This is a genomic window from Klebsiella sp. GW_Kp181, from assembly GCF_040062315.1.
Classification (GTDB): Bacteria; Pseudomonadota; Gammaproteobacteria; order Enterobacterales; family Enterobacteriaceae; genus Klebsiella; species Klebsiella oxytoca.
Map to the genome: position 1 here is coordinate 80,486 of NZ_JBEAFR010000003.1, position 20,425 is coordinate 100,910.

Genomic DNA, 20,425 nt, shown 5'->3' on the forward strand with positions numbered 1-20,425 from the left:
TTTTCGTTGTGGTGCGCTCCCCGTGGCTCAAAACGCTGTCTATCTTCCTGAAGAATTCCTCGCTCAAATGCGTACGGCAATGCCGACGCATCTCTCTTTCGCTGACTTTATCGCCGCCTGCCAGCGCCCCCTGCGCCGAAGCCTTCGCGTAAATACGCTAAAAATCAGCGTGGCTGACTTTTTGCAGCTGGTCGCCCCTTACGGCTGGCAGCTAACGCCGGTACCCTGGTGTGAGGAGGGTTTTTGGATCGATCGCGAGGAAGAAGACGCCCTGCCGCTGGGCAGCACCGCTGAACATCTCAGCGGGCTGTTTTACATCCAGGAAGCGAGCTCCATGCTGCCAGTCGCCGCGCTGTTTGCCGACGGAAATATGCCGAACCGGGTGATGGACGTCGCCGCCGCGCCGGGGTCAAAAACCACCCAGATCGCCGCGCGCATGGGCAATAAAGGCGGGATCCTGGCCAACGAATATTCCGCCAGCCGGGTTAAAGTGCTGCACGCCAATATCAGCCGCTGCGGGATCGGCAACGTGGCGCTGACCCATTTTGATGGGCGCGTATTCGGCGCCGCGCTGCCGGAGTGTTTTGACGCGATTCTCCTCGACGCCCCCTGCTCCGGCGAAGGCGTGGTACGGAAAGACCCCGATGCGTTAAAAAACTGGTCGCCGGAAAGCAACGCCAGTATCGCCGAGACCCAGCGCGAGCTTATCGACAGCGCGTTTCATGCGCTTCGCCCCGGCGGCACGCTGGTCTACTCCACCTGTACCCTGAACCGGCAAGAAAACGAAGACGTGGTCAACGGACTACTGGCGCGCTATCCGCAGGCGGCAGAGGTACTGCCGCTCGGTTCGCTGTTCCCGCAGGCCAGCGAGGCGCTAACCGAAGAGGGTTTCCTGCACGTGTTCCCGCAGATTTTCGATTGCGAAGGCTTCTTCGTCGCCCGTCTGCGTAAAACCGCCGCCATCGCACCGCTGCCGGCGCCGGGTTATAAGGTCGGTAAATTCCCCTTTATCCAGCTTAAAAGCCGCGAATCGGCCGCCATTGCGACCGCCGCTGCCGCCGTTGGCCTGCATTGGGACGCTGACCATACGCTCTGGCAGCGGGATAAAGAAATCTGGCTATTCCCTCACGCGCTCGAGTCGCTATTCGGCAAAGTGCGCTTTTCCCGCATCGGTATCCGTCTTGCCGAAACCCACAACAAAGGCTATCGCTGGCAGCACGAAGCGGTCATTGCGCTTGCCGCGCCTGATGCCCCTTTTGAGCTGACCCAGGCCGAAGCGGAAGAGTGGTACCGCGGTCGTGACGTCTATCCTGCAGTACCGCCGCAGCAGGATGATGTTATTGTCACGTTTCAGGGCGCGCCGCTGGGACTGGCGAAAAAAATCGGCTCGCGTTTAAAAAACAGCTATCCCCGTGAACTGGTGCGCGACGGAAAGCTTTTTAGCACTAAAGCGTGATGACGAACGGAAAAACAGCATTTTTTCACTGGCGCTTTGCGCACCTTTGTCTACGCTGAAAAATGGCGGCCTTAACTGGTCGTACCACAAATCAGCAGATCAACGGGGTGAACTTATGAGTAAAACCAGCGTACGTATCGGCGCGTTTGAAATAGACGACGCCGAACTGCACGGCGAACAGCAGGGAGAGCGAACGTTAAGCATACCCTGCAAATCCGATCCGGATTTATGTATGCAGCTAGATGCATGGGACGCGGACACCAGCGTACCCGCCATACTTGATGGTGAACATTCCGTCCTCTACCGTAAGCACTACGATCGTCAGTCCGATGCCTGGATCATGCGTCTCGCCTGATTCAAAGGAACCCGTCGCCTGAGACGGGTTATTTATTCCCCCTGCTTTCCCGACATCTCCTACACTTATAACTATGTTTTTCAGGATATGAGACCGGGATGTTTGCCTTAGTGCTGTTTATTTGTTACCTCGACGGAGGCTGTGAAGATATCGTTGTGGATGTGTACGATAACGAACGGCAGTGCACCGCAGCGATGGACGATCAGCGAATACGTCACGGCGGCTGCTTTCCGGTAGAGGATTTTATCGATAGTTTCTGGCTGCCCGCCCAGGAGTACAGTGACTTTTAGCCCGTCCTCTGTAGCGCCGCCAGGGTTAACTCCCCGCCAAATACCGCCCCGGTATCAATATAGTGCTGATTATCGTAGTCGTAACGCCGTTTAAGCGGCGTATGGCCGAACCAGAAGTGGTCAGCACCGGCAATCGCGCCGTGACGCCCGGAGAGATGATCGGTAAGACGCTGTCGGCTCCACAGCACCTGATGCTCATCCACCGCCTGCTGCCAGCGATAAAGCGTCGCCGGATAATCCGCATGGGCGATAACATGGACTTGCTCAGCGCTGTGGAGCTCAATAATCAGCGGCAGATGACGGCAGCGGGCGATAAGCGGCGCGAGGCGCTCTTTCTGCTGTTCTGAGCGTTGCGTATACCAGCCACCGCCGTTCATTTCCCAGAGCATCGGTTCGCCATCGGCAAGCGTATCCAGCGCCATCTGTTCATGGTTGCCGCGCACCGCGAAAAACCAGCGATAGCGCAGTAAATCCAAACACTCCGCGCTTTGCGGCCCACGATCGATCAGATCGCCCACGGAAAGAAGCAGGTCCTGGTAAGGATCGAACCTGCGCTCGCGAAGGGCTTCCATCAGCCGCGCAAAGCAGCCGTGCAGGTCGCCAACCAGCCAGATATTACGCCAGGCGGAACCGTTAATACGCTGATACATATTTCGTCCTCCTGACCTAATTATAGGAAAATTCTCCCGCTGCCGCGGGCGTAATATTGCCACCTCAATCGAGTTTAAACGAAAGCCAAATATAGTCCGCCAGGGCATTAAGCTCCTCACGATATATCCCTAGAATAGAGGCTAAATAACAACGAGGTATTCATCGTGACGGATAACAGCCTGCATTCAGCCGGGGTCGTTGAACGACGCCCCAATCTTATTGCCGACCTGGTGATGGGGCGACTCACCCCTGCACCCATCTGGCAAAAACGTAATTACCGGCTGAAGTTTTTACTGCGCACGGCATTATTTTATGCGCCAACGCGCAGCATGCTGGAGAGCCTGTCGGCGCGCGCGGACTTCAATCAGCTGCTGACCGCTCAGGTGACTCTGCCGGGCAAGGTTCATCGTCAGTATTTAACCCGCGGGCTCAACGCCAGCCAGCGCGCGCACGCGATTATCAGCCACTACCAGTTTGTCGACTCGCTGGGCGGATCGCGCCTGGCTGATGCCATGACCGCAGCGAATGAGCTGCCGCTGCTTGAGCTGGCAGGCAAGGACGACAGCCGGTTTTCGCTTTCCGCCTCCTCGGCGGGCAAAGCTGAACGCGAGGGTGAAACGACCCTATGGCTGCGCGATGGCGATGGGATCGTGCTCGCCAGCGCGACTTTTAGCGTTTCCCGTCAGCAGGATCGCTGGCAGTTAACTATTGGCGGCCTGCAGGGGCCGCGTAGCAATATTTCGCATGAAGTGATTAAACGAGCAACCCGCGCCTGCTACGGTCTGTTCCCGAAACGCCTGCTGATGGAGTTTATCTGGCTAATGGCGGCGCGTTGCGGCATTCAACATATTTACGGAGTCAGCGATAACGGTCACGTCTTCCGCGCGCTGCGCTATCGTCTGAGCAAAGGGCGCCATTTCCACGCCAGCTATGATGAATTCTGGCAATCTATCGAAGGGGTAGCCGACGGTGCATGGCGCTGGCGCTTACCACTGAAGCTGGAAAGAAAGACGCTTGAGAGCATTGCCAGTAAGAAGCGCGCTGAATATCGTCGCCGCTTCCAGCTGCTGGATGATATGGCTGCGCAGATGACAATTCTCATCGATTAACGCTGCAAACGTTTCATCAACGCCGTTTAGCACAGCGGCGTTTGCATCTTCTACGCCGCTTTAGTTACTATCATAACTTCGTTGTACTCCTTGCGGACGGCTAGTGAAGTTATGAGCAAAACAGAAATACTCCTGCTGGCTATCCTGTTGATTATTTTGTCCGCTGCTCTCTGGTTTATTTTTAGTGACGAAATATGGTTCATTGTTAGCTACCTTGAAACAACGCTGTACCCCTCTTTTGTGACGCCAGAATAATGCCCTGGGCGTTATTTCTTTGTCGCCTCTAAGCTGCCTATCCTTTCTTTGCAATACCTCGGACAAGCGCCGTTAAAATAATAGGCAAAAAATTTAAGGCGTTTTCTTATCTATTATTCTATTTGTCATACAAATGTGTATACTGGGTCACTTCCGATGTTGGCCCGTAAAATTCACCTGCACTATGGGCCTGATTTCGTGCAGGTGTTTTCTCCTCGTTGTCGCTCAACCGCACGGTAAGTGTCTACACACGCCTTTTTGTCCAGATTTTTTGTTTCAAACTTTGCGCCCGATTGTGATTTTAAAAAAATCGCGTTCTCTTCTCTCTCCTTCAAAAAACAAAGAAAACACATAAAACCAACAAAATATTAACATAAGGAATTTTATTTCAACAGAATACAATAAGTCAGACTAAAAAACTATTTCACAACCAAAATGCAGTCATTAACGCAAAGTTACCCATATCCCACAGAAGTAGCTATACGTTAACCAACAAAACCGTGGTTGTTAAACGGTAACTCACGACTATCGCTACATTGTTGTTTTTCTTCAGCGGCTTTCCACTAAGAGGTTTTCGATGAACGTGAAAACGATATCGCGCAGTATCCTGGGCGGCTTACTGAGCGCCATAGTTCTTACGCAACCGGCTTCCGCAGCGGGAACATTAAGCGGCCAGATTAGTGTTCAGGTCACACTTGGCAGCGGCTGCAGCGTATCGAACGTCCGAAATGGAGAAAACAACCGCTGGGGCACGATTAATTTCGGCGCCTACGGTGATTTAGCCAACTCCATTGATGCAAGCGTCACCGGAAGCGGCGGAGGTAACGCGCTTACCGTGACCTGTACCGAAGATCTTGACTCAACGCTGACGCTTGACGGCGGCCAGTATGGCGATGCTGCTCTGCGTTACATGAAAAACGCGGCAGGCAACCAGCAGATTGCTTATCGGCTCTATGCGGATGCCGCCCGCAGTCAGGAAATTTTACCCGGCGGAACAATCGCTATTGTAGGCACAGGCAACCCGCAGGCTATCCCCGTTTTTGCCCGTATTCGCCCCGAAGACCAGAGCGTCAACGCGCCGACAGCCGATGTGTATGACGACATCGTAACCGCAACGTTAACCTGGTAATCGCATAAGGAAAATGGGCGTCATGCTTCGACCAGAGTGGCTTACATTAATTCTGCTTTTTACCTCGGGCGCCCACGCCGCTACTGTCCAGAAGACCTTCAAAGTCTCCGCGCAGATAACCGCTGGCTGCGCGCTTGGCGCGGGGGATGGCTCCCAAACGACGGATTTCGGCACCTTGAGTTTTGGCACTCTGTCATCGCTTTATAACAATGTTGATGTCGCCAGTACTTCCGGCGCCGGCTCAATCATCGTGACCTGTACCCCCGGCACCGCTATCTCAATCGCTCTCGACTATGGCGTAAACGGCGGTTCGGCCACCCGGCGCTATATGTCGAACGGCGGCGGCAACACGCTGGCCTATCAGCTTTATCAGGATGCCAACCGCGCTAACGTTTGGGGCAACAGTACGCTGGCCCTGAGCGTTGCATCATTTCCGAGCTCCACGCAAACCTATACGGTTTATGGCCGCCTTTTTGCCACGAATGGCTTCCCGGCGGTGGGCTCCTATACCGACACGGTCACCGTCACGCTGACCTATTAAATCATCACAGGTTAACTATGATTCGCTGTAGATTTGCGCTGTTTACATTCGCTTTATCTCTCCCCTGCTCCGTTATGGCCGCAAGCTCCGTCCTCGTTTGGCCCATCTTCCAGACTATCGAAAGCCACGAAAAGGGGTCAGAGCTGTGGCTGGAAAACCGCGGCGCTACCCCGGTTAATTTACAGCTGCGGGTTTTTTCCTGGGACCAAAAAGGGTCGTCCGATGCCTATGCCGATCAGCGTGACGTCGTCGCCAGCCCACCTTTTACCACCGTCGCGCCCGGCCAGCGTCAGCTGGTACGGTTGATGCGCATCGCCCCCGTCACGGCTGGCAAAGAACAATCCTACCGTATTGTTATCGATGAGATTCCTGCCGCTGAACCGACGGCGCAGAAGGAACAGAATTCCGCCGGACTGAAAATGCGCATGCGCTATGTCCTGCCGTTGTTTACCTACGGACAGGGCATCAACCCGCTGAAGAACAATGGATCCGTGGAAGCGGTAAGAACCACGCTGCGCTGGTCGCTCTCGCGGCAAAATAGCCGCCAGACGCTGTGCATCGACAATACCGGCAATCAGCATGCCCGGCTCAGCGCGGTTTACTGGGCCAATGCCGGTGGCAAGGGCCAGATAGCTCAGGCCAATGGCCTGCTCGGCTACGTGCTGGCGCAGAAAAAGAGCTGTTTCCCGCTGGTAGGAAACGCTTCAGTCCCCTCAGGCATGCACCTGTTCGCGAAATTAACGGATAACGGCCAGGCGGTGGAAATTCCGGCGGATCGTTGATAATGCGCGATCTGAAAAGGGCAGCGACCGGAGGGCTGTTGGCACTAGCGTCGGTAACGGCCTGCGCTGCGACCTATGATTCGTTGCCTGCGCCAGCAGCTTCATACAGCGATAAGCAGGAGTATGAGCTGTATCTCAGCGTATCGGTCAACGGGAATCTCGTGGCGAGCGCCGCTCCGGTAAAGGTTATTGCGGGTCGCTATTGGATAGCCGCCGACGTTTTGCGCCAGGCGCATATTCCCTTACAGACCCAAGATGCGCTGGTTGACGTGACGACGATCCCCTCGGTTAAAGTGGAATACGATCGGCCGGGGCAAATGCTCAATCTCCGGGTGCCGGACAATTGGCTTCCCGAGCAGCGCATCGGGGAGACGACGGGACAAAACTACCAGGCCGCGATAAGCAGTCCCGGCATGTTATTTAACTATGACGCTTACAGCCTCTTCTCGTCCGGCGGAACGCAAACCACCAGCACCTATACCGAGACGCGCCTCTTCGGGCCGCCAGGCGTTCTTTCTAACAATGCCGTCATCCGGCAAAACTGGTCTTCGACGGGCTACGAGCAGCAGGGCTTTATGCGTTACGACACCCTGTGGAAATACAGCGACAGCGAACAGATGATTAGCTACCAGGCCGGGGATGTGGTCAGTAACGCCCTGACCTGGAGCAGTTCAGTACGAATGGGAGGACTCCGGCTGAGCCGTAACTTCAGCGTTCGCCCGGATCTGGTGACGTATCCGCTGCTCAATTTATCCGGCAGCGCGGCGGTTCCTTCAAGCGTCGATCTGTTTATTAACGGCTATAAAACCAGCTCCGCGCAAATCAATGGCGGCCCCTATACGCTGACCAACGTTCCCTGGATCAGCGGCGCCGGCGAAGCTACCGTGGTGACCACCGATGCCCTGGGTCGTCAGGTGTCCACCAGCATTCCTTTTTATGTCTCCAACACCCTGCTGCGCGAAGGCCTGAGTGATTTTGATTTCACCCTTGGGGCCCTGCGCAACAACTACGGTATCAAGAGTGCCGATTATGGCGCCGGCGCGCTGAGCGCGATTTATCGCTATGGAGTCAACAACTGGCTCACGCTGTCGACGCATACGGAAGACCGCAAAGGATTAACCAATGCCGGAATAGGCAGCGATATCGGCGTGGGGAACCTGGGCACCCTCAGCCTGTCGACCAGCGCCAGCCGGGGCGACGGCAGCGGCAATCAACTCACCGCCGGATACTCTTATTACGCCAGCAGCTGGGGAGTGAACTATCAGCATATTCGCCGCAGCGCCGACTACAACAACCTCAGCACCTACGGTTCTGTCGCCGCATTAAGCCGTCAGTCAGATCAGGCGACGCTGAGCCTGAGCCCATGGGACAGAGCGGTCGGATCTTTCAGCATTGGCTATTTTGATATCAAAGCCGAGGATAATTCACATACCCGGCTCATGAACCTCTCCTGGAGCCGCAGCCTGTGGCAAAGCAGCAGCCTCAACCTGAGCGTAAACCGCGATCTGCAGGACAATAGCTACGCCAGCATGTTGCAAATCATTATCCCTTTCGATTCGCAAAGCTCCGTGCAGCTAAGCGGTCAACGATCCAGCTCAGGCCAATGGGGGGAAAATATCAACGTTAGTCGCTCTGCCCCGGCGGAAGGCGGGCTGGGCTGGAACCTCGCCCATTCGATCGGCGGCAATAACTATAGTCAGGCGGATCTGACCTGGATTAATCGCGTGTCCACGCTGAGCGGTGGCTATTACGGGTCGCGTGACGATCATCACAGCTGGTTTGAGGCCGCAGGCTCGGTCGTGCTGATGGATAACAGTCTGTTTTTCGCCCGGCAAATTAACGACGCCTTTATCGTCGTTTCTACCGGCAACTATCCAAACATTGCGGTGAATTATGAAAACCGCAAAGTCGGCGTGACCGATAAAAATGGTCATCTGCTGATCCCCTGGGCTTCGGCCTGGTATCCGGGAAAGGTCACCCTCGATACGCTGCCGTTGCCCACGGATACCGAAGCCGTCACGGTGGAAAAACGCATCGCCGTACGCGAAGGCAGCGGCGCGCTGGTTGATTTCCCGGTTAACCGCGTGCGCTCGGCAACGCTCATCTTCGTCGATGCTCAGGGACAACCGCTACCGGTCGGTACGCCGGTGGAGGAAGTTAATAGTCAACAGCGCGCCCTGGTGGGCTACGACGGCGTGGTCTGGTTCTCGCACCTCGGGCGCATTAACGAAGTCAAAATAAATGCCGGAGAGCTTCGATGCAGCATCCCGTTCGAGCTTCCGGAGACCACGCCGGTTCCGCAGCGGATAGGCCCGGTCAGCTGTCCCTCTTCATAGCGGAGATAAGATTGAAAAATATTATCCGGGTATTCGTGATGCTTTTAGCGCTTGGGCAAGCCAGCAACGCGCTGGCCGCCTGCAGCATCAAAACCAGTGCGCCAGCGATCGGCCCTGTCGATTCCTTTGCGCTCTACAGCGCGCCTCAGGGCGTGATGGCGGGCGCAGGGTTTTACTGCACCCCGGAACTGGTGGCGCTGAACTCGACCAACACGCTAAGCGCTACCCTGGCGTCGGCCAACCAGAGCAACAGAGTGCCCCGGCTGCTTAACGGCGCCGGCGATGCTATCCCTTACAGCATCTGTTCTGACGCATCCTGCTCGCCGGCCTATCAGGATGGCGGCGTAATAAGCTGGTCCAGGACAACGCTGCTTGAGCTGCTGGGGCTATTTAACTCGAGCGATGGCACCATGCCGCTCTACTTCAGAACCACCCCGGGAGCCAACGTGCCCGCCGGAACCTATAGCGATGTCTTAACCATTACCTGGGTGTATCGTTTTTGCTACGTCGGGCTCGATCTACTGGGCATTAAGATATGTATTCCGAATAACGGCACCCTGGTCTCTACGGTCAACGTATCGGTGAGGGTGACCAATTTTTGCTATATCGACAGCGCGCCGGACGTCGAGTTTGCCCCTGCCGCCCTCCCGTCCGGTTTTAGTTCCTACAGCGGCCAGCTTGCCATTCGCTGCACAAAAAACGCGGCCTACACCGTCAATCTCGCCAGTACTAACGCCAGCGTCGGCGACTGGCGGCAGATGAGCCAGCCCATCGCTAACCAACCGACTGCCTTTTTGCAGTATCAATTTTACCAGCCCAACGGCAGCGCCTGGACGGAAAATAACAATCTCAGCGTGACCGGCTCCGGCGCCGCGCAATCTGCAAGCTACACCCTGAAGATTAACCCGAACCAGAGCAACCAGCCTGCGGGAACCTACAGCGATACCGTCCTGGTGACGGTGAGCTATTAAAAGGTTAGCAGGCGATTTTTTTGTAAAAGAAATGTTTAGGAAATTATTGTTGTGGTATAAGAAAAAAGCCCCGAAAAAAGCTGCTGGGGTTTTTAGAAGGGAATCTGCGATTGCTGAAAAAAAGATAAAAAAAGACCGAACACGATTCCTGTATTCGGTCCAGGGAAATGGCTCTTGGGAGAGAGCCGTGCGCTAAAAGTTGGCATTAATGCAGGCTAAGTCGCCTTGCCTTATAAGAATAGTTTACCGTGTCAGGTTTTCCAGTCCGTGACAAAAGGGAACCAATAATTCCTCTCAGGATTGCGTATGCCTACAAAAAACCGCCGCTCCCGGAATGGGGAGATGGCGGTTATTTTTATGTAAAAACAGTAGGATGAAAATATCGATCAGCAGAGTTTCTGCGCGCGCTCAATAAATGGCGCCAGGCTCATTTTTTGTCCCGGCTGCTGCGGATCGTCAATCTGGATCACAGAAATCGGCTGCGCGTTGGTCTTACCGTCTTTCATCTGCTGCTCGGCGATGTCGTTTAACGGGTACTGCACCAGCGTGCTCGGATTGATGGCAAACAGCGCGTTGCCCGGACGGCAGGTCAGCATCACCTCTTCCCGATTAAACGCCCAGCTCTCCTTACCCACTTCAAAGCGGCTCACGGTAATCACCTGCGGCGCCGCCAGCGCAGCGCCAGAACTTGCCAATAACAACATTGTCAGAACGATTTTTTTCATGATTTAACCAGTTTATTCAGAAAGGTTCCCAGGTGGCAAACAGGCTGACGGCAAATAGCGCCAGCGCCCCCAGCGCAATTTCTATCTGCGTGGTCCGCACGATAAGTTGCTCCGCTCGCGTTCCGCCTGCCGACATGCGTGGCACCAGAACATACCGGTTCACCAGCGCAATTACCACCATTGCCGCCACCAGCGCACATTTGAGCAACAGCATACGCCCCCAGGGCGAGGCGCTGATGAGCCCGCCCTGGATCAACAGCGCATTCACTGCGCCGCTGGCAATAGCGCCAGCAACCGCCAGATGCCCGTAGCGTGAAAAACGCATCATGGTGGCAATCGCCGCCTGCCGCCAGCGACCGTGCGCCAGGCGAAGACAGTAGATAAACGGCAGCAGACCGCCAACCCAGCTGGCAACACAAAACAGATGAATAGCATGGTTGGTCCGCTGCACTATCCCCAGCCAGCCGTCGTTCATCGCGGCATGACCGACGCCGGCCAACAGCAGAAGCTGTGCGCAAAACAGGACCAGCAGCAAACGTCCCGATCGTCGGGGCTTCAGCCAGACCACCGCCAGCGCCACAAGGGCGAGTAAAATCTGCCATATCCACACGCTACCGAACTGCGTTCCGGCAACCGCCTGCCAGATAGCCGGCTGCCAGACGTCCGGCCAGCCGCTGCCCATCAGCCCACCCTGCGCCATCAGCATCAGCAGCGCCGACAGCGCGCTCGCCAGCAATAAATGGCGCATTAGCGGGTAGAAACGCTGCATCATTAAGCGGCGCAAGGTTACCGGCGCCCACCATGTCCCATAGAGGACACAGCCGAAAGCGACGATCAGCGAGATAAAATGGATAAAGCGTAAGCTGACATAGACTCCACTCAGCATCGGCTTACTTCACGGTAAAGGTGTATTGTCCTTTCGTCTTATGGCCATCAACGGAGACCACGTGCCAGTCAACGGTATATTCGCCCGGCGTCAGCGCCTGCTCAACCGGTACCGTCAGCTCGGCCTTATTGCTGTCGCTGCGGACAGGTTTACCAAGGGTGATGGTCTTCTGCTGCGGCCCGGTGAGGGTCACGCCGCTAAACTGCGTTTCGATGCCTTCAGAGAAGTTGAGGGTCAGCGCCTGGGGTGAAGCCGCCACCACCGCGCCGGCTGCCGGAAGCTGCTGTTGCAAATGGGCGTGGGCGAATGCACCTGCTGCGCTGAGGCAACCGGCGAGAAACAGAGACAGACGCAGCGCGCGTCCGGCGATGATTGGCATAGTTGTCATTCCTTTTTGTTATGTATGTAGCACAGAGAATAACCCTGTATAATGGCGCAGTCGAGCTAAGCGTCTGAGACTTGCCTTTTTGCCGCGTGCTTAGTACTTTTTGCGGCGTTATCAGAGGAGAAACCGATGGAAAAGAACCTGGCTAAACTATCCCAGGAGGAGATGGACAAAGTGAATGTCGATCTCGCCGCGGCGGGCGTTGCGTTTAAAGAACGCTACAATATGCCGGTGGTTGCCGATTTAGTCGAAAGAGAACAGCCCGAACATCTGCGCGGCTGGTTTCGCGAACGTCTGATTGCCCATCGACTGGCCTCCGTTTCGCTCTCTCGCCTGCCCTATGAACCGAAACAGAAATAATTCCCGTCCCCTGCGGACATCCGAGTTGGCAAGACCCGCGTGTTGCATTACGCTGGTCTCTTTGGCCTGGAGCGAGCCATGCTGCGCGTAATCGATACAGAAACCTGCGGATTGCAGGGAGGCATTGTTGAAATCGCCTCGGTTGATATTGTCGACGGACAAATTACTAATCCCATGAGCCATCTGGTTCGCCCCGACCGCCCCATCAGCCCGCAGGCGATGGCGATTCACCGTATCACCGAAGAGATGGTCGCCGATAAACCGTGGATCGAGGAGATTGTGCCGCTGTATATGGGCAGTCCGTGGTATGTCGCCCATAACGCCAGCTTTGACCGTCGGGTGTTGCCAGAGATGCAGGGCGAGTGGATCTGCACGATGAAGCTGGCGCGCCGCCTGTGGCCAGGCATCAAGTACAGCAATATGGGGCTATATAAGTCGCGCAAGCTCAGCGTCACGACGCCACCGGGACTGCATCATCACCGGGCGCTTTATGATTGCTATATCACCGCCGCCCTGCTGCTCGATATTATCAACACCTCCGGCTGGACGCCTGAGGAAATGGCGACCATTACCGGCCGCCCGGCGCTACTATCCACCTTCACCTTCGGCAAATATCGCGGCAAGCCGGTTTCCGAGGTTGCGGAAAACGATCCCGGCTATTTACGCTGGCTGTTCAATAACCTGGAGCGCATGAGCCCCGAGCTGCGCCTGACGCTGAAGCACTATCTCGGGGAGTAGTAACCGACGCTATACCTCCGCCTGGCCCGGCAGCGTCCCCTGCGCCAGGCCAATCAGAAACGCAAACTCCAGCGCCACGCCTTCATAGCTTTTGAAGCGTCCGGACTTACCGCCGTGGCCGGAATCCATATCGGTACAGAGCAGCAGCAGGTTATCATCCGTTTTTAGCTCGCGCAGTTTTGCCACCCATTTTGCCGGCTCCCAGTATTGAACCTGCGAATCATGCAGGCCCGTGGTAACCAGCAGATGCGGATACGCCTGAGCCTGCACGCCGTCGTACGGGCTGTAGCTTTTCATATAGCGGTAATACTCTTCATCCTGCGGATTCCCCCACTCCTCAAACTCACCGGTGGTTAGCGGAATCGACTCATCGAGCATGGTGGTGAGGACATCGACAAAGGGAACCTGGGCTACCACGCCGTGGAAAAGCTCCGGCCGCTGGTTCACAGCCACGCCCATCAGCATGCCGCCGGCGCTGCCGCCCATGCCGTAGCAAAAGCGCGGATCGCCATAGCCCTGCGCCAGCAGCGCATCGCAGACGTCGAGATAATCGTTGAAGGTGTTCTTCTTGCACAAAAACTTTCCGTCTTCATACCACTGCTGGCCCAGTTCGCCGCCGCCGCGAATATGGGCGATAGCGAACACAAAACCGCGGTCGAGCAGGCTCAGGCGGCTGGCGCTGAAATCCGCATCCATGCTTGCGCCATAGGAGCCGTAACCATACACCAGCAGTGGACTGGCACCTTTACGGAAATGTTCATGACGGTAGACCAGCGAGACCGGGACTTCGACGCCGTCGCGGGCTTTAATCCACAAATGCTCGCTGCGATAATGGCTGGCATCAAACCCTTTGACTTCCTGCTGTTTCAGTACCCGCCGCTCGCCGGTATTCATATCCAGTTCAAATAGCGTATCCGGCGTGGTCATGGAGGAGTAGCCGTAGCGCAGACGAGCGGTTTCCGGCTCTGGATTATAGGCAAGCCAGGTCACATAGGCCGGATCGTCAAAGGCAATGCCCAGGGACTCTCTTGTTTTACGATTGATCTGCCGCAGGCTGGTCAGCCCCCGCTGGCGCTCTTCCACAACCAGCCAGTCGGTAAACAGAGTAAATCCTTCCAGCATCACTTCCTGACGCGGCGCGATCAGGGTCTCCCACTGCTGCTCATCGCGCAGGGTAGTGCGATAAAGGCCGAAGTTTTTCCCTTCACGGTTGGATCGCAGATAAAAAGCGTGCTGATAGTGATCGAGGCTATATTCATGGTCTTTGCGCCGCGGTAGAAAACAGACCGGCTCGGCGTCGGTCATTTCCGCGTTAAGCAGCAGCACTTCGCTGGTGGTCGCGCTGGCCAGATAAATCACCACAAACTGCTGGGAAGTCGTCTTGTGTACGCTGACGTAAAATGTATCGTCCTGCTCTTCATACACCAGAACATCCGCACTGGCCGGTGTGCCCAGGCGATGGCGCCAGACCTGATACGGCAGCAGCGTGGTAGGATGCTTACGCACGTACCACAGGGTCTGCGAATCATTACTCCAGGCAAAATCAGGCGAGACGTTCTCAAGAACTTCCGCAAATTCATCGCCGTCGTTTAAAGGGTAGAAGCGCAGGCTATATTGCCGGCGGGAGAGATAGTCTTCCGCCACCGCCATCATGTTGTTGTCAGGAGAAACCCCTAACCCCCCGAGGGTGTAAAATTCGCTGCCGGCCGCGCGCTGGTTACCGTCAAGCAGGACCTCCCATTCATCCCACTCTTCTTTTACGACCGGCTGGCGTTGATAAATCGCATACTCGCAGCCAGGCTCATAGACCTGCCGGTAACGGTAGCCATTTTTGCTATAGGGGGCCGACACTTCGCGCTGCGGAATACGGTCGATAATCTCCTTGAGTACCCTGTCCTGCAGGCTACTTTGCGAAGACATCACTTTTTTACCGTACTCATTTTCCTGGCGCAGATAATCAAGCACTTCCGGCTGTGCGCGATCGTCATCGCGCAGCCAGTAGTAATTATCGATTCGCGTGTCGCCATGTAATGTCATGGCATGGGGGATCCGTTTCGCTTTTGGTGGCATCTGCTTATTCTTCTGCGGCTTGTATTGAGTACTAAAATTTTCAGGCTGCTTCACAGCAGCCTGAAGGGTGACGTGACTACACAATATATAAGGGTGGCAAAAGTCGCCAGCGATGCAAGCGAAACGTGCGGATTTAGAGCGTTACGGCCTGTTTTTGCGCCTGGATATCCCGTTCGATATCTTCACGCACTTCCTGCGGGAGCTTCAGCGCTTCGCCGAGGGCGTTCAGGTAGCTGCGTTCCATAAAGTGGTCAATATCAATGACCGCGCAGCTAATATAGTAAACTTCCAGCGCCTCTTGCTCGCTGCTGATGCCCTGCGCCAGGCTCTGCGGGTCGAGGGGCTGCGCCAGCGCCTGGTCAATTAACACCCGCCCCTGCACGTCAACGTTCGCCGCGCGCAGCTGCGCTTCAATATTTGCCCGCTCGCGTTCGTCAATATGCCCATCGCTTTTAGCAGCGAAGACCAGCGCCATAATCAGCCTTTCGCTGCGGGCATCAAGTTCGGCTGGCGCGGAGGACGCCGCAGTTGCGGGCGTGGGCGCCGCCGATGTCTGCTGCCCGCTGGTACGCAATTTCTGCTGATATTTATTCCACAATACGCTGCCTGCAACCGCGCCGCCGCCGACCAGCAGCGCACCGGTGCCGTATTTGGCTAACAGCTTGCGCGATGATTTGCTGGCAACCAGCAGCCCGGCCAGGCCGCCAAGCGCGCCGGGCAGCAGGAAGTCTTTGCCGCGTGACCGATCGTCAGATGAAGAAGATTGCCCTTGCTGACCCAGCAAAGACTGTAGTTGATTAAGCCAGTTAGCCATACATTTCCTCGTTGCGCGATAAGCGATACCACCAGCCTAAACGACGCGGCGTCAGGAAACGTTATCGGCAGCTAAAGATGAGCAAATGTCGCGCCGGGCGCGCGGCGCGGGAGCCAACCGCCAGAACGAGTGGCGGCGGCAGCATGGCTCAGGCGGCTTTCGCTTTGCGCGGCCTGGCCGGTGCCGAGGCTGCAGATTCGACGACCTCTTCGGGTTTGTCACCCTCTTCTGCTTCTTCTGCGCGCGCGGCTGGCGCATCGGCGCTGCCCTCAGCTTCCGGCAGCTTACCGGAACGCAGAATATGGTTGAGGGTGTCTTTGCGCTCGGCAAGCCACATCGCCATGCTATCGCGCTGCTCTTCATCGAGCGTAAGCGGGCACTCAACCAGCCAGTCGTTCAGTACTTCCGCCAGATCGAGCATTTTGTCGTAAGCATCGGCCTCTTTTTTGCTGGCAAAAGACATTTTTTCCTCACCTTCACGAATCACTACATATTTAATTTCAACCGCCATGATGCAGCCTCTCGGTACTGTGTTTTTATACAGTATATCAAATTTCTTCCGCGAACTCAAATGATGCACATAAAGACATGCGCAAACGTTTTCGTTTATAATGCGGCGCATGTTTTTTTACTGCGGAAGAGAGTTATGACTGTATTAGGTACGGCGCTGCGCCCTGCGGCAACAAAGGTTATGCTGTTAGGTTCCGGCGAGCTGGGTAAAGAAGTGGCCATCGAATGCCAGCGCCTGGGAATTGAGACCATCGCCGTCGATCGTTACCCTGATGCGCCGGCCATGCAGGTCGCGCACCGCTCACACGTCATTAATATGCTGCACGGCGAAGCCTTACAAGCGCTGATTGAGCAGGAAAAGCCTGACTTTATCGTGCCGGAAATCGAGGCCATCGCCACCGATACCCTGGTGGCGCTGGAACAGGCCGGGCAAAAAGTCGTCCCTACCGCGCGCGCGGCGAAGCTCACCATGAACCGTGAAGGGATCCGCCGCCTGGCCGCTGAGGAACTGAAGCTGCCGACCTCCGCCTACCGTTTTGCCGACAGCGAATCCGCCTTCCGCGAGGCCGTCGCCGAGACAGGACTGCCGTGCATCGTCAAGCCGGTAATGAGCTCATCGGGAAAGGGCCAGAGCTTTATTCGTACCCACGAACAGCTGGCTGAGGCCTGGCAGTATGCGCAGCAGGGCGGCCGTGCCGGGGCCGGTCGCGTTATCGTTGAAGGCGTGGTGAATTTTGATTTTGAAATTACCCTTCTCACCGTCAGCGCCGTGGACGGCGTGCACTTCTGCGCGCCGGTCGGCCACCGCCAGGAAGATGGCGACTATCGTGAATCCTGGCAGCCGCAGCAGATGAGCGCGCTGGCGCAGGAACGCGCGCAGGACATCGCCCGTCAGGTGGTGCTGGCGCTGGGCGGTTACGGCCTGTTCGGCGTTGAGCTATTCGTCTGCGGCGATGAGGTGATTTTTAGCGAAGTCTCGCCGCGCCCGCACGATACCGGTATGGTCACACTGATTTCGCAGGATTTATCCGAGTTCGCCCTGCACGTCCGCGCCTTTCTCGGCCTGCCGATTGGCGCGATTCGCCAGTACGGCCCGGCGGCCTCTGCGGTCATTCTGCCGCAGATGAGCAGCCAGAACGTCACCTTCAGCAACCTCCAGGCAGCGGTCGGCGCGGGTCTGCAGCTGCGTCTGTTCGGTAAGCCGGAAATTGACGGCTCACGTCGCCTGGGCGTAACGCTGGCGATAGCCGATAACGTCGAAGAAGCGGTTGCGCGGGCTAAAGCGGCGGCTTCAGCGGTCGTCGTCGAAGGATAAAAAAAGCCCGGTCGCATGGACTGCAGACCGGGCCTCGGGTAAGCGCGCGAAGATTACTTCGCGCCTTCTACCGCTTCACGAGCCAGTTTGGTGATACGGTCGTAATCACCGGCTTCCAGCGCATCCGCCGGAACCAGCCAGGAACCGCCGATGCACAGTACGCTGTTCAGCGCCAGATAATCGCGATAGTTTGCCGGAGAGATGCCGCCAGTCGGGCAGAAACGAATGTGCGCGAACGGACCACCAATCGCCTGCAGCGCTTTCACGCCGCCGTTCGCTTCAGCCGGGAAGAATTTGAACTCTTTCAGGCCATACTGCATACCCAGCATCAGCTCGGATACGGTGCTGATCCCCGGGATCAGCGGAATGGTGCCTTCACCGGTCGCCGCTTTCAGCAGAGATTCGGTCAGGCCCGGGCTGATAGCAAACTGCGCGCCCGCTTCGGTCACTTCTTTCAACTGCTCAACGTTGGTGACGGTCCCGGCACCGACGATCGCTTCCGGGACTTCTTTGGCGATTGCGCGGATAGCGTCCATCGCACACTCGGTACGCAGGGTGACTTCCAGTACGCGTACGCCGCCTGCAACCAGCGCTTTCGCCATTGGCACAGCGTGTTCCAGCTTTTTCACCACGATTACCGGTACAACCGGGCCGGAGGTGAGGATTGCTTCTGCAGTTGTTTTCCAGTTTTTCATCAGATTTTCTCTCGCCAGATCTATAAATCGAATCGTCTTAAAAATTGATGCAGGTTGCGCCCTGTTCAGCTCCGGAGAGTTTCTCACGCAGCGCACCGAACATTTCCCGGCCGGTTCCCACACGCGAACCGCTCAGGTCAGGAATATGGGGCTGACGCGCGGCCAGCTCAGCGTCATCGACCATCAGCGTTAGCTCGCCCGTCTGACCATTGACGCGGATGATATCGCCATCGCGTACCTTCGCCAGCAGGCCACCATCGTACGCCTCAGGCGTCACGTGGATTGCCGATGGTACTTTGCCTGACGCGCCGGAGAGTCGACCATCGGTCACCAGCGCGATTTTGAAACGGCGGTCCAATAATACACCAAGTGGCGGCATAAGTTTATGTAATTCTGGCATGCCGTTCGCTTTTGGTCCCTGATGGCGGACGACAACCACGCAATCTTTGTCGAGCAGGCCCGCTTCAAAGGCAGGCAGCACATCATGCTGGCTCTCGAAGACGACCGCCGGGGCTTCTATAATCTGGTTTTCAACCGGCACGGCGGAGGTTTTCATGACCGCGCGGCCGAGATTGCCGCTCAGGACTTTGGTGCCGCCGTGGCGAGAGAACGGTTTGTCAAAGGTGGCGATAACCTGTTCGTCCAGCGGAGCGGTCGCCCCTTCGCGCCAGTCAAGTTCGCCGTTATTAAGCCAGGGCTCCAGGGTGTAGCGAGAGAGGCCGAAGCCGGCCACGGTGTGAACATCTTCATGCAGCAGTCCGCCTTTCAGCAGTTCGCGAACCAGCACCGGTACCCCGCCAGCCGCCTGGAAGTGGTTAATATCCGCCGGGCCGTTCGGGTAGAGACGCGCCAGCAGCGGCACCACGTCAGAGAGATCGGAGAAATCATCCCAATTGATGATGATCCCCGCCGCCCGCGCCATGGCCACCAAGTGCATGGTGTGGTTGGTGGAGCCGCCGGTTGCCAGCAGCGCGACAATCCCGTTAACCACCACTTTTTCATCAAACATTTTGCCCAGCGGCATCCACTCATTACCGTTGCCGGTCAGACGAGTCACCTGGCGGGCGGCGGCGGCGGTCAGCGCTTCGCGCAGCGGCGCATCCGGATGCACAAATGACGATCCGGGCAGCTGCATCCCCATAAACTCAACCACCATCTGGTTGGTATTGGCGGTGCCGTAGAAGGTGCAGGTGCCAGGCGCATGGTAAGACGCAGCTTCGGACTCCAGCAGCGCCATACGATCCACTTTGCCTTCCGCATACAGCTGGCGAATGCGCACTTTTTCTTTATTTGCCAGGCCACTGGCCATCGGACCGGAAGGAATAAAGATAGACGGCAGATGGCCGAAGGAGAGCGCAGCCATCGCCAGGCCGGGAACAATTTTATCGCAGACCCCGAGATAGAGCGCGCCGTCAAACATGTTGTGCGACAGACCAATCGCCGCGGACATGGCAATCACTTCGCGGCTGAGCAGCGACAGCTCCATTCCGTCTTGTCCCTGCGTAACGCCATCACACATCGCCGGAACGCCCCCTGCGACCTGGCCTACCGCGTTCGCGGAGTGCAGCGCTTTGCGAATAATCTCCGGATAGCGCTCATAGGGCTGGTGGGCGGAAAGCATATCGTTGTAGGAGGTGATGATAGCGATGTTATTGCGCAGCATGCTTTTCAACGAGGCTTTGTCATCCGCCTGGCAGGCGGCGAAACCGTGGGCCAGGTTACCGCATGCCAGCTGGGCGCGATGAACGGTGTCAGTTTTGGCCTGGTTAATCCGCGCGAGGTAGGCTTCGCGGGTAGCGCGCGAACGTTCGATGATGCGATTTGTTACCCGTAACATTTCAGAATTCATAAAGGCTCCTCAAATTTCATCTGTCCGGCCGCAGCGCTTTAGCGGTACTTTTTGGGACTCAAGGCACAAGTACTGGGGCTCAGGGGCAAAATATCTGCAGCCAGTGTAATAAAAAAAGCCCCGGGGGTGAATCCTCCGGGGCTTAAAAGATTAAAAATTACGCGACTTGCTGCGTCAGATCATGTTACCGGTAAAATAACCCT

22 protein-coding genes are annotated in these 20,425 nt (G+C 56.5%); 13 read left to right on the forward strand and 9 right to left on the reverse strand.

Annotation, left to right across the window (positions count from 1 at the left end; translation table 11 throughout):
• The first annotated feature begins 22 nt into the window (after positions 1 to 22).
• The 3 genes from rsmF to ABLV11_RS03305 all read left to right on the forward strand — a co-directional run bounded on the left by rsmF (position 23) and on the right by ABLV11_RS03305 (position 2,101).
• Positions 23 to 1,456 carry a 16S rRNA (cytosine(1407)-C(5))-methyltransferase RsmF gene (gene rsmF, locus ABLV11_RS03295; protein WP_126489273.1) on the forward strand — a complete coding sequence of 478 codons (1,434 nt, stop codon included), beginning with the start codon at positions 23 to 25 and terminating at the stop codon, positions 1,454 to 1,456.
• 115 nt (positions 1,457 to 1,571) lie between these two features.
• A complete protein-coding gene (locus ABLV11_RS03300; protein ID WP_004103329.1) occupies positions 1,572 to 1,811 on the forward strand; it encodes a YebV family protein in 240 nt (79 codons plus the stop codon).
• Between the two features lie 98 nt (positions 1,812 to 1,909).
• Positions 1,910 to 2,101, forward strand: a complete 192-nt coding sequence (locus tag ABLV11_RS03305) for a YebW family protein (protein WP_004103330.1) — start codon at positions 1,910 to 1,912, stop codon at positions 2,099 to 2,101.
• Here ABLV11_RS03305 and pphA read toward each other — a convergent pair.
• Complete coding sequence (gene pphA, locus ABLV11_RS03310; RefSeq protein WP_004113754.1) at positions 2,098 to 2,751, reverse strand: protein-serine/threonine phosphatase; 654 nt, start codon at positions 2,749 to 2,751, stop codon at positions 2,098 to 2,100. The two genes, ABLV11_RS03305 and pphA, sit on opposite strands and share 4 nt — an antisense overlap.
• A 165-nt stretch (positions 2,752 to 2,916) precedes the next feature.
• On the opposite strand from pphA, the gene ABLV11_RS03315 reads away from it, so the two are divergent.
• The 7 genes from ABLV11_RS03315 to ABLV11_RS03345 all read left to right on the forward strand — a co-directional run bounded on the left by ABLV11_RS03315 (position 2,917) and on the right by ABLV11_RS03345 (position 9,875).
• Positions 2,917 to 3,861, forward strand: coding sequence for a VirK/YbjX family protein (locus ABLV11_RS03315; protein ID WP_105890447.1), 945 nt, complete (start codon positions 2,917 to 2,919; stop codon positions 3,859 to 3,861).
• A gap of 111 nt (positions 3,862 to 3,972) precedes the next feature.
• The gene (locus ABLV11_RS03320; RefSeq protein WP_142447463.1) at positions 3,973 to 4,116 is read left to right on the forward strand and encodes an Ecr family regulatory small membrane protein; all 144 of its coding nucleotides are present in this window, start codon (positions 3,973 to 3,975) and stop codon (positions 4,114 to 4,116) included.
• Between the two features lie 577 nt (positions 4,117 to 4,693).
• Entirely contained in the window at positions 4,694 to 5,245 is a 552-nt protein-coding gene (locus tag ABLV11_RS03325; RefSeq protein ID WP_004103335.1) for a spore coat U domain-containing protein, read from the forward strand.
• A gap of 22 nt (positions 5,246 to 5,267) precedes the next feature.
• On the forward strand, positions 5,268 to 5,786 hold the full coding sequence (locus tag ABLV11_RS03330) for a spore coat U domain-containing protein (protein ID WP_032692328.1): 519 nt from the start codon (positions 5,268 to 5,270) through the stop codon (positions 5,784 to 5,786).
• Between the two features lie 17 nt (positions 5,787 to 5,803).
• Complete coding sequence (locus ABLV11_RS03335) at positions 5,804 to 6,568, forward strand: molecular chaperone (protein ID WP_004113760.1); 765 nt, start codon at positions 5,804 to 5,806, stop codon at positions 6,566 to 6,568.
• A 2-nt stretch (positions 6,569 to 6,570) separates the two neighbouring features.
• Entirely contained in the window at positions 6,571 to 8,904 is a 2,334-nt protein-coding gene (locus ABLV11_RS03340) for a fimbria/pilus outer membrane usher protein (protein WP_126489276.1), read from the forward strand.
• A gap of 11 nt (positions 8,905 to 8,915) precedes the next feature.
• Positions 8,916 to 9,875 carry a spore coat protein U domain-containing protein gene (locus ABLV11_RS03345; protein WP_123829748.1) on the forward strand — a complete coding sequence of 320 codons (960 nt, stop codon included), beginning with the start codon at positions 8,916 to 8,918 and terminating at the stop codon, positions 9,873 to 9,875.
• 386 nt (positions 9,876 to 10,261) lie between these two features.
• On the opposite strand, the gene ABLV11_RS03350 is transcribed toward ABLV11_RS03345, so the two are convergent.
• Genes ABLV11_RS03350 through yobA form a run of 3 tightly spaced genes read right to left on the reverse strand, consistent with a single transcriptional unit; the run spans position 10,262 to position 11,865 of the window.
• A complete protein-coding gene (locus tag ABLV11_RS03350) occupies positions 10,262 to 10,600 on the reverse strand; it encodes a YebY family protein (protein WP_004103344.1) in 339 nt (112 codons plus the stop codon).
• A gap of 16 nt (positions 10,601 to 10,616) precedes the next feature.
• Complete coding sequence (gene copD / locus ABLV11_RS03355) at positions 10,617 to 11,486, reverse strand: copper homeostasis membrane protein CopD (protein ID WP_004103346.1); 870 nt, start codon at positions 11,484 to 11,486, stop codon at positions 10,617 to 10,619.
• A 4-nt stretch (positions 11,487 to 11,490) separates the two neighbouring features.
• Positions 11,491 to 11,865 carry a CopC domain-containing protein YobA gene (gene yobA / locus ABLV11_RS03360; RefSeq protein WP_016808306.1) on the reverse strand — a complete coding sequence of 125 codons (375 nt, stop codon included), beginning with the start codon at positions 11,863 to 11,865 and terminating at the stop codon, positions 11,491 to 11,493.
• A 135-nt stretch (positions 11,866 to 12,000) separates the two neighbouring features.
• Here yobA and ABLV11_RS03365 point away from each other — a divergent pair, with 135 nt between their 5' ends.
• The gene (locus ABLV11_RS03365) at positions 12,001 to 12,231 is read left to right on the forward strand and encodes a DNA polymerase III subunit theta (RefSeq protein ID WP_004103351.1); all 231 of its coding nucleotides are present in this window, start codon (positions 12,001 to 12,003) and stop codon (positions 12,229 to 12,231) included.
• A gap of 78 nt (positions 12,232 to 12,309) precedes the next feature.
• A complete protein-coding gene (gene exoX / locus ABLV11_RS03370; RefSeq protein WP_004103360.1) occupies positions 12,310 to 12,969 on the forward strand; it encodes an exodeoxyribonuclease X in 660 nt (219 codons plus the stop codon).
• A gap of 9 nt (positions 12,970 to 12,978) precedes the next feature.
• Here the strand turns inward: exoX and ptrB are convergent, their stop codons facing one another.
• From ptrB to ABLV11_RS03385, 3 genes are all read right to left on the reverse strand, one after another.
• Positions 12,979 to 15,039 carry an oligopeptidase B gene (gene ptrB, locus ABLV11_RS03375; RefSeq protein ID WP_064356175.1) on the reverse strand — a complete coding sequence of 687 codons (2,061 nt, stop codon included), beginning with the start codon at positions 15,037 to 15,039 and terminating at the stop codon, positions 12,979 to 12,981.
• Positions 15,040 to 15,172: 133 nt separating this feature from the next.
• Positions 15,173 to 15,853 carry a DUF533 domain-containing protein gene (locus tag ABLV11_RS03380; RefSeq protein ID WP_064344541.1) on the reverse strand — a complete coding sequence of 227 codons (681 nt, stop codon included), beginning with the start codon at positions 15,851 to 15,853 and terminating at the stop codon, positions 15,173 to 15,175.
• 148 nt (positions 15,854 to 16,001) lie between these two features.
• Positions 16,002 to 16,364: a YebG family protein gene (locus tag ABLV11_RS03385; protein WP_017145640.1), complete on the reverse strand. Its 363-nt coding sequence runs from the start codon at positions 16,362 to 16,364 to the stop codon at positions 16,002 to 16,004.
• A 135-nt stretch (positions 16,365 to 16,499) separates the two neighbouring features.
• Here ABLV11_RS03385 and purT point away from each other — a divergent pair, with 135 nt between their 5' ends.
• Complete coding sequence (gene purT / locus ABLV11_RS03390; RefSeq protein WP_004103366.1) at positions 16,500 to 17,678, forward strand: formate-dependent phosphoribosylglycinamide formyltransferase; 1,179 nt, start codon at positions 16,500 to 16,502, stop codon at positions 17,676 to 17,678.
• A 53-nt stretch (positions 17,679 to 17,731) separates the two neighbouring features.
• Here purT and ABLV11_RS03395 read toward each other — a convergent pair whose 3' ends face one another.
• Together ABLV11_RS03395 and edd are read right to left on the reverse strand one after the other, a co-directional pair.
• Complete coding sequence (locus tag ABLV11_RS03395) at positions 17,732 to 18,373, reverse strand: bifunctional 4-hydroxy-2-oxoglutarate aldolase/2-dehydro-3-deoxy-phosphogluconate aldolase (protein WP_004103368.1); 642 nt, start codon at positions 18,371 to 18,373, stop codon at positions 17,732 to 17,734.
• 37 nt (positions 18,374 to 18,410) lie between these two features.
• Complete coding sequence (gene edd / locus ABLV11_RS03400; RefSeq protein ID WP_004103369.1) at positions 18,411 to 20,222, reverse strand: phosphogluconate dehydratase; 1,812 nt, start codon at positions 20,220 to 20,222, stop codon at positions 18,411 to 18,413.
• Between the last annotated feature and the right edge of the window lie 203 nt (positions 20,223 to 20,425).

Coding starts and splice junctions, on each gene's coding strand:
- copD (WP_004103346.1), bottom strand. CDS start 11,486: ATGCTGAGTGGAGTCTATGTCAGCTTACGCTTTATCCATTTTATCTCG.
- ptrB (WP_064356175.1), bottom strand. CDS start 15,039: ATGCCACCAAAAGCGAAACGGATCCCCCATGCCATGACATTACATGGC.
- ABLV11_RS03335 (WP_004113760.1), top strand. CDS start 5,804: ATGATTCGCTGTAGATTTGCGCTGTTTACATTCGCTTTATCTCTCCCC.
- ABLV11_RS03325 (WP_004103335.1), top strand. CDS start 4,694: ATGAACGTGAAAACGATATCGCGCAGTATCCTGGGCGGCTTACTGAGC.
- yobA (WP_016808306.1), bottom strand. CDS start 11,865: ATGCCAATCATCGCCGGACGCGCGCTGCGTCTGTCTCTGTTTCTCGCC.
- pphA (WP_004113754.1), bottom strand. CDS start 2,751: ATGTATCAGCGTATTAACGGTTCCGCCTGGCGTAATATCTGGCTGGTT.
- ABLV11_RS03385 (WP_017145640.1), bottom strand. CDS start 16,364: ATGGCGGTTGAAATTAAATATGTAGTGATTCGTGAAGGTGAGGAAAAA.
- exoX (WP_004103360.1), top strand. CDS start 12,310: ATGCTGCGCGTAATCGATACAGAAACCTGCGGATTGCAGGGAGGCATT.
- ABLV11_RS03320 (WP_142447463.1), top strand. CDS start 3,973: ATGAGCAAAACAGAAATACTCCTGCTGGCTATCCTGTTGATTATTTTG.
- ABLV11_RS03305 (WP_004103330.1), top strand. CDS start 1,910: ATGTTTGCCTTAGTGCTGTTTATTTGTTACCTCGACGGAGGCTGTGAA.
- ABLV11_RS03340 (WP_126489276.1), top strand. CDS start 6,571: ATGCGCGATCTGAAAAGGGCAGCGACCGGAGGGCTGTTGGCACTAGCG.
- ABLV11_RS03330 (WP_032692328.1), top strand. CDS start 5,268: ATGCTTCGACCAGAGTGGCTTACATTAATTCTGCTTTTTACCTCGGGC.
- ABLV11_RS03350 (WP_004103344.1), bottom strand. CDS start 10,600: ATGAAAAAAATCGTTCTGACAATGTTGTTATTGGCAAGTTCTGGCGCT.
- ABLV11_RS03395 (WP_004103368.1), bottom strand. CDS start 18,373: ATGAAAAACTGGAAAACAACTGCAGAAGCAATCCTCACCTCCGGCCCG.
- purT (WP_004103366.1), top strand. CDS start 16,500: ATGACTGTATTAGGTACGGCGCTGCGCCCTGCGGCAACAAAGGTTATG.
- ABLV11_RS03365 (WP_004103351.1), top strand. CDS start 12,001: ATGGAAAAGAACCTGGCTAAACTATCCCAGGAGGAGATGGACAAAGTG.
- edd (WP_004103369.1), bottom strand. CDS start 20,222: ATGAATTCTGAAATGTTACGGGTAACAAATCGCATCATCGAACGTTCG.
- ABLV11_RS03380 (WP_064344541.1), bottom strand. CDS start 15,853: ATGGCTAACTGGCTTAATCAACTACAGTCTTTGCTGGGTCAGCAAGGG.
- ABLV11_RS03300 (WP_004103329.1), top strand. CDS start 1,572: ATGAGTAAAACCAGCGTACGTATCGGCGCGTTTGAAATAGACGACGCC.